Here is a 6599-nt window from a genome sequence, read left to right on the forward strand (position 1 = left end):
ACCTAACGGGGAAGGTCGAAGCCGAGCTCGGATGTGCCGCAGGAGATTCGTCAGCATTCTCATAGCAATGCCTCCATACATGGGAAACAGCTGAGCAAAGGGTGCCTCATGAGCACCCACTGCTAGCGCCCGCGGCCATGAGGCTCGCGAGCTCCCTACAAACGCTGGCAGCACTGAACTTATGTCCAACCAGTTCACGCCCGCACTGCCCCATGCCAGCCCTTCGCGTCGGGGATCCGATCAGGTCACCAATGGCGTTGGCAAGCTCGGCACTGTCTCCATCCGCGACGAGCAGGCCACTACCAGGCACGACTAGCTCCGGAATGCCACCCGTGTGCGTCGATACAACAGGCAGTCCCGCGGCCATAGCCTCAATCAGGAAAACCGGAATACCTTCATGCAGGCCTTCGCCTAGGTCGCGACTTGGGAGAACCGCAATATCGAACTCCCCACCCTTCATGCGCGCACATAGATCAGAATGATCAATCCTGCCAGGGAAACTAACAACATCGTCGATTCCAAGACGGTCGCGCATAGCCGCCAGTTGGCCCTGCAAAGGGCCGTCGCCAAAAATAGTGACCCCAAAGTGCAACCCTGCTCTCTTCATTCGCTCGGCCGCCTCAAGGAGGATGTCCAAGCCCTTAACTGGCAAGAAATTTGCCGCGCAGACAATCTCTATCCGCGACCTTGAAATCGGTACTGAAGCAGAACTCGAACAGAGCTCGACCCCCATATGCAGAAGCGTGGTACGCACCGGGTCCACGCCATGTGCTGAGACAAGAGCTCGGCCACTTTTGGAGATGAGCCGAAAGAATCTCGCGGTCCTAACCTTCTCATCCAGAAGATTTCCCTCTACCAGATCCCATCGATGCGAAGTTATCCCATACGGAACTTCGGATACCAAAGAGGCGACAGCAGCCATGGTTCCGGTTGTCGCGCACCAATGGCCGTGAATGAAATCAATCCTCTCCGAATGCACTCGGGCACCGAGCCAAAGAGCCTTTGGCAAGACTGCAAGATTCTTGACCAGAACCCTGGGCCTCGGATCTTGGAGTATCAATCCGAGCGCCCTCGCGACCGCCTTTGGGCGGGTTGCGCCGACGCGAACCGCAGCAACTATCACCTCTAGCGACAGCAGGCCCGCACGCCAAGCTCGCTCACTCCAATGAGTCGACCGACCATGCGCCGAGGAACCACGGCCTCGATCTCTCGGACATACATGAACTGAGTGACCTAGCTGCTCTAGCGCATCCAGTTCAGGATAGATGAAAGTCTCGCCATTCGAGAAAGGCAAGCCGGACGTAATGTATAGGATGCGCATCAGCCAAACCTGCGTCTTGCTACCACCAAACAAGGAAGCGCCAGAACTACCCAGAAGATCGGCCTGTGCTCCCAGGTCAAACCAAGTGCTCCAACAAGCAGACAAAGGACCGCTGGGAGCATCACAAGCGTCTGACGTTCTACAAAGAAGGTCCGGAAGCAGGAGGTGACCGCCGCGAGCAGAAGAAGCAACCCAATCACGCCCAACTCGGCCAGCACGGAAATGAAAGTGTTATGAGCAACGAAGGCAATGCCATAGTCTCGCTCGGAAATTCGGGGGAAACTTCCGCTACCGACCCCGAAGAAAGGGTGATTCAGAAACGAGTTGATCCCCACCTGCCACAGCGACGAGCGCTGATTAAGGGTACCGCCCTGAACCTCACCTTCAATGGAGGAGAGTCTGGCAATGGTTTCTTCAGGCAGGATGTTCGCGATTACAGCCACCAATGCGAACAGTCCAACTGCAACGCCGACGATCACGGACACCTTCGCGCCTCGTAGGGCGATTGCCAGGTGTGTGAGAATACCTACACCGATTACGATCAAACCGGTTCGTGATCCGGTGAATAGCGTGCCTACCAGAAGGCCGATCCCGATCAGCCAACAGAAGAGGCGCGAGATCCTACTTTCGTGGACGGTCGCTATTGCGAATGACAACATCGCCAGCGTCGAGAAGCTGACTGCCAACTCATTCGGATCGAATCCTTCGGGAAAGTATCGGTAATCTCCGAGATGCTCGCTAGCACCGAACTGGTTGAGAGTTAAAGCCAGCGTGACCAACCCGCCTGCGATCAGCGCAAGGCATGCATTCATTGTGTAGCTACTGGAGGAAAGAAGCGTACGCAGCAGTATTAGGAGCAGCGCACACTGCGCGAGGCTGACCGCCTTGGTTAGGGCATCTTCCGGGCTGATCGCCCAGAAGCAAGAGACCAGGGACCACGCAGCCAGTGCTCCGGCCCACCACCCGATGCCCGGGACAGAGGGACGCGACCTGCCCGCCAGCGCGACGAGAGCATAGCCGCCAAGCAGAACTGCAAATGCTAGTTTTAGACTGTTCCCGACAACAGGAAGCTCTATTCCCGCTGCCCAAGGAACGCAGAAGAGCACCAGATAGAGGAGGTGTCGCAGCTTAATGACCGGACGCACCGAGAGCCTCTAAGTACTTTCTTGCAGCCACGTCGAAACCAAAGGTAGCAAGGACATCATCTGCGCTGTTCCCAGCCGCCGAGAGGCTCACCTCTAGCTCTTCCATGGCCTTTGCAAGCGAGGCGGTATCACCATTCTGCACAAGCACGATGCTTGGGTACATCCGCGCCAACTCGCGCACTCCAGGTGAGCAGTCAAATGCGATGACTGGCAGACCTCTGGCGACAGCCTCGATCATGACAGTGGGAAGCGCCTCGGACCTTGAGGGAACTACCAGGGCCGACACCCCCTCCAGCCACGAACTCGCATCAACCATCCCGCAGAATTCAACGCGGCCGGAAATTCCGCGGTCCACGCTCATTTGCTCCAGTTCGGCGCGCATGGAACCGTCCCCACCCACCAGCAGACGAGGCGCACTCGTGAACCTCGCCAGCGAGAACGCATCGAGCAAGAGATCGCATCCCTTGACATGCTCAAGGCGACCGAGGAAAGCAAAACTACACCCTCGCCCGGGAACGGCGGCACGGAAGGGCGCGGACCTTTCATCGATCACCGGGTTGTATATCAGCCGCAGTTGACTCTCCTTTAGCCGAAGCGTAGCCCGCGCCTGATCTCGCGCACCAGACGACACGCAGACCACGACATCCGCACGCCTATAAAGGTATGCCAATAGTCGCCAAGCAATCCTTCCACGAAACGTCCGGCAATAAGCGTCGCGAGTGGAAATTATGCAAGAGTGGAGAACAGCCACATGCCGGAACCTTCGGCCGACGAGCCTGCAAAGCAAGATCGCAATTTGAGATACAGCGACGCCGTGATGCAGATGCGAGATCACGCCGACTGCTTCTGAAGAACGGAGTTGCAGCGTCAGAGAGATTAACGCGTTCCTAGCGCGCGCCCCCCCGAGCCCCAGGACTTCTGGGACGGCGGAGAATGTCGCGCGTTTAGCCTCAACCAGAGTGATCAGTTTGACTCGAACACCAAGCCGCTCCAGACCAGAATGCAAGTTGATGCATACCCGCTCTGCGCCACCCACTTCAAGTGTCGGAATGACCTGCAAGACGGTCCGATCGTTAAACATTTCGCCTGACCGTCGCAATCAACATCTCCCCACAAACCATCATAGTGTAGTAGCAGATCAACAGAATCAGCAGATGGTCGATCACGAGCGCAAGTAGCGCCGCCAGCGCAACCCTGAGCACGTTAACCAAAGCATCTGCAACCACCATCCCGTCGACCTGAGCTTTTACATTTATCAAGCCAACCGTAAACACTGAGAACGTGCCAAGGCAAATCACCAACAGGGCTAATGGCATGTCGCCGTAACGACCCGAGTAGACGACCATCGCCCCAATGGTCATTGCCACGACGGCGGAAAAGTAAATGACCGCGAAGTTGCGCAAGTCTGCCAGAACCACCTTTAGTCGCTCTGCCGCCGCGACTAGACTTGACGTCCTTCCAGATACATCGACGTACTTGGCAAGCCTATACGAGTTCAGGAGCAGAGCCGGGGCCGCCGATAAGCTCAAGGCCAAGCTAAGCTCAACGAAGTATGACTTGTTGGAATCCTTCGCAATTAGCGCCAGAATCTGAGGTGCCATCGCGAAGCCGATTCCGGACACGAACACACCTAGCCATTCGCCAAAGCGAATACCCTTCAAACGCAGCAGTGAAGCTGGAGACATCCCGACTCGGCAGACCAATGCGAACGTGATGGCTTGAACAACGTGCGGTAACAAGAACGCCATCGCAAACTTGGCATCTGCTCCATCGACTAGCGAGCTTGCCGGAACAAGAACTGCCGCCGAGCACAGCATGGCGATGCCTGGCAGCGCGTCTACCAAGCGTTTCTCCCCCGCCCATAGAACGCGCGCACTGACCGAGAAACTTTGAAGCGCTCCTGCGAGTACCGGTAGCAGGCTCCAACCACCAAACGGCAGCAGAATTGCCGCAACCAAGCCGAGGGCGGCCAAGATTGTAAACTTGATCTGCAATACCGATCGCGTCGCCCCGGCCGACCCAGTCCGGGCAAGGAGGCGCAATGCCAACGAGTTCAATCCCAGGTCCAAGCCCAACGCTGCGATCTGGAAGATCACGAGGCGCCAGGCAATCGGCTCATACGCCTCTGCGCCTAGGAAGTACGAAAGATAGGTGACAGCCAGAAATGCGGCAGCGCTCTGCATGCCGGAAAACAGGATTATGGTGACGACCTTCCTGTTCAACAGAACGCACCGAGGTCCGTAGCGTAACTCGAGGTGTTGCATCTCATCACCTCGTGGATTCCATATTGCTCGTGTCACGTCCCAATGCGAACGCCTGAAGGAGTCCAGAATTGAAGCCGATAGAGTGTGCCAGGTGCATTACCGGGAAGGCGGCGGACATGCCAAGCGATCTCAGCAGCCCACCGTTCTGAATGTAGCTGCGAACGCCGACCCCAATGGCGCAAACTGCGTAGGTCACTCCCAGCCCGAGAGCCAGAATTGGCGATAGCAATACGAGCAGCGCGCCGATGCCCATACATGCAGCAGGCACTACTGATCGGACGTTGGTCAACCGTCTATCACGTGCAGCCAACTGCCCTTTAACGTACGCATACTGATAGATCATTCTTGCTAGCTTCCGGAATGAACTGCGGGTGTAGTAGGTGAACGCCTGTCCGGGAACCTGCGCTACCAATAGACCCGAACGGCGAATCCTCAGATTGTGTTCGTAGTCCTGGCCGCGCACGAACTTCTCGTCGAAGACTCCCACCTCCGCGAATACTGCCGCCGGCCACGCGCCAAACAATACCGTGTCCACGGGTCGCGGCTCGTTCACGGCCGAGCCACCAACGCGATGACTGCCGCCGACTCCGAACGCGCTCTGCATGGCGTCGGCGATACCGGCCCGCAAGCCGTCGGCTTCGTTCCTCGTGATGCACCCGACCCCGATGTTTCCGTAGCCATCTCCGTTCGCGAGATAGAACGCGATGAAGTTGGCAAAGTAGTCGGTAGGATAGGTCGAATGGGCATCACACCTGACGATGTACTCACCGCGAGCCACACCGAGACCCACGTTGAGGCCATACACTTGCTTGCGGCGATCATTACGAACAATTCGGACTGAAGAGAAGTTATCCGCGTACTCTCGCAAAATCTCTGAAGTACCGTCCGTCGAGTCGCCGTCAATTAGCAGTATCTCGCTCCCGGCAGGAAGTCGCGCCGCCAAGATTGAATCCAAACAGGCGCGAATATGATGGCGCTCATTGAACACCGGAACCAACACTGACAGCACGCACGGTCGCTGACCGCGCTCGCTCACCGCAATTGGCTGGTGATCCTTAACGCTCCTTCCACGTCCAACGCCGTAGTAAACGAGCCCAGCAGACTCGACCTCACGGGGATCGTAGAGGTTGCGCCCATCGAAGATCACGCGGTCGGCCAGCGACTGGCCCAGGCGTTGGAAATCCGGGCTGCGAAACTGCTTCCACTCGGTCACCACGACCAGCGCGTCGGCATCGGCCAAGGTCGCCCGCGCGGAATCGCACAGCACCAGGTCATCGCGATCGCCGAAGATCCGCTGTGCTTCCTCGCTCGCCTCCGGATCGTACGCGCGCACCTTGGCGCCCGCGTCCCACAGCAGCTGCAACAAGCGCCGACTCGAAGCCTCGCGCATGTCATCGGTGTTGGGCTTGAACGCCAGGCCCCACACCGCGAAGGTCTTGCCAGCAATCGCACCGTCGTAATGGCGGCCGATCAGCTCGAACAGGTGCGCCTTCTGGCGGTCGTTGACCGACTCGACCGCGCCCAGCAGCTCCGCGTCGTAGCCGTACTGCTGCGCCGTCTTCGCCAGCGCCTGCACGTCCTTGGGGAAGCACGATCCGCCGTAACCGGCGCCCGGGTAGATGAAGTGCCAACCGATGCGCGGGTCCGAGCCGATGCCCTGGCGCACCATCTCCACGTCGGCACCGACCTTCTCGGCGATGTTGGCGATCTCGTTCATGAAACTGATCTTGGTCGCCAGCATCGCGTTGGCGGCGTACTTGGTCAGCTCGGCCGAACGCACGTCCATCACCACGATGCGCTCGTGGTTGCGGTTGAACGGTGCGTACAGGCGCTTGAGCTTGTCCACCGCCGCGGCGCTGCTGGCACCGA

5 protein-coding genes and 1 pseudogene are annotated in these 6599 nt (G+C 58.2%); all 6 read right to left on the reverse strand.

Annotated elements, in window-relative coordinates; all coding sequences use genetic code 11:
• Positions 1-106: 106 nt before the first annotated feature.
• Positions 107-1321 carry a glycosyltransferase family 4 protein gene (locus ACFOPO_RS15820; protein WP_386704429.1) on the reverse strand — a complete coding sequence of 405 codons (1215 nt, stop codon included), beginning with the start codon at positions 1319-1321 and terminating at the stop codon, positions 107-109.
• Positions 1321-2466, reverse strand: a complete 1146-nt coding sequence (locus tag ACFOPO_RS15825) for an O-antigen ligase family protein (protein ID WP_386704430.1) — start codon at positions 2464-2466, stop codon at positions 1321-1323. Before ACFOPO_RS15825 ends, ACFOPO_RS15820 begins: the two co-directional genes overlap by 1 nt.
• Positions 2450-3547 (reverse strand): glycosyltransferase, encoded by a 1098-nt coding sequence (locus tag ACFOPO_RS15830; protein ID WP_386704432.1) that lies wholly within the window; start codon positions 3545-3547, stop codon positions 2450-2452. The genes ACFOPO_RS15825 and ACFOPO_RS15830 overlap by 17 nt, the downstream gene beginning before the upstream one ends.
• Positions 3540-4688 (reverse strand): hypothetical protein, encoded by a 1149-nt coding sequence (locus ACFOPO_RS15835; RefSeq protein WP_386704434.1) that lies wholly within the window; start codon positions 4686-4688, stop codon positions 3540-3542. The genes ACFOPO_RS15830 and ACFOPO_RS15835 overlap by 8 nt, the downstream gene beginning before the upstream one ends.
• Before the next feature lie 46 nt (positions 4689-4734).
• Complete coding sequence (locus ACFOPO_RS15840) at positions 4735-5766, reverse strand: glycosyltransferase (protein ID WP_386704443.1); 1032 nt, start codon at positions 5764-5766, stop codon at positions 4735-4737.
• A gap of 21 nt (positions 5767-5787) precedes the next feature.
• Positions 5788-6599 (reverse strand): annotated as a pseudogene (locus ACFOPO_RS15845) (UDP-glucose dehydrogenase family protein); the annotation flags it as partial.

Source organism: Lysobacter sp. GCM10012299 (assembly GCF_042649405.1).
Taxonomy (GTDB): domain Bacteria; phylum Pseudomonadota; class Gammaproteobacteria; order Xanthomonadales; family Xanthomonadaceae; genus Lysobacter_J.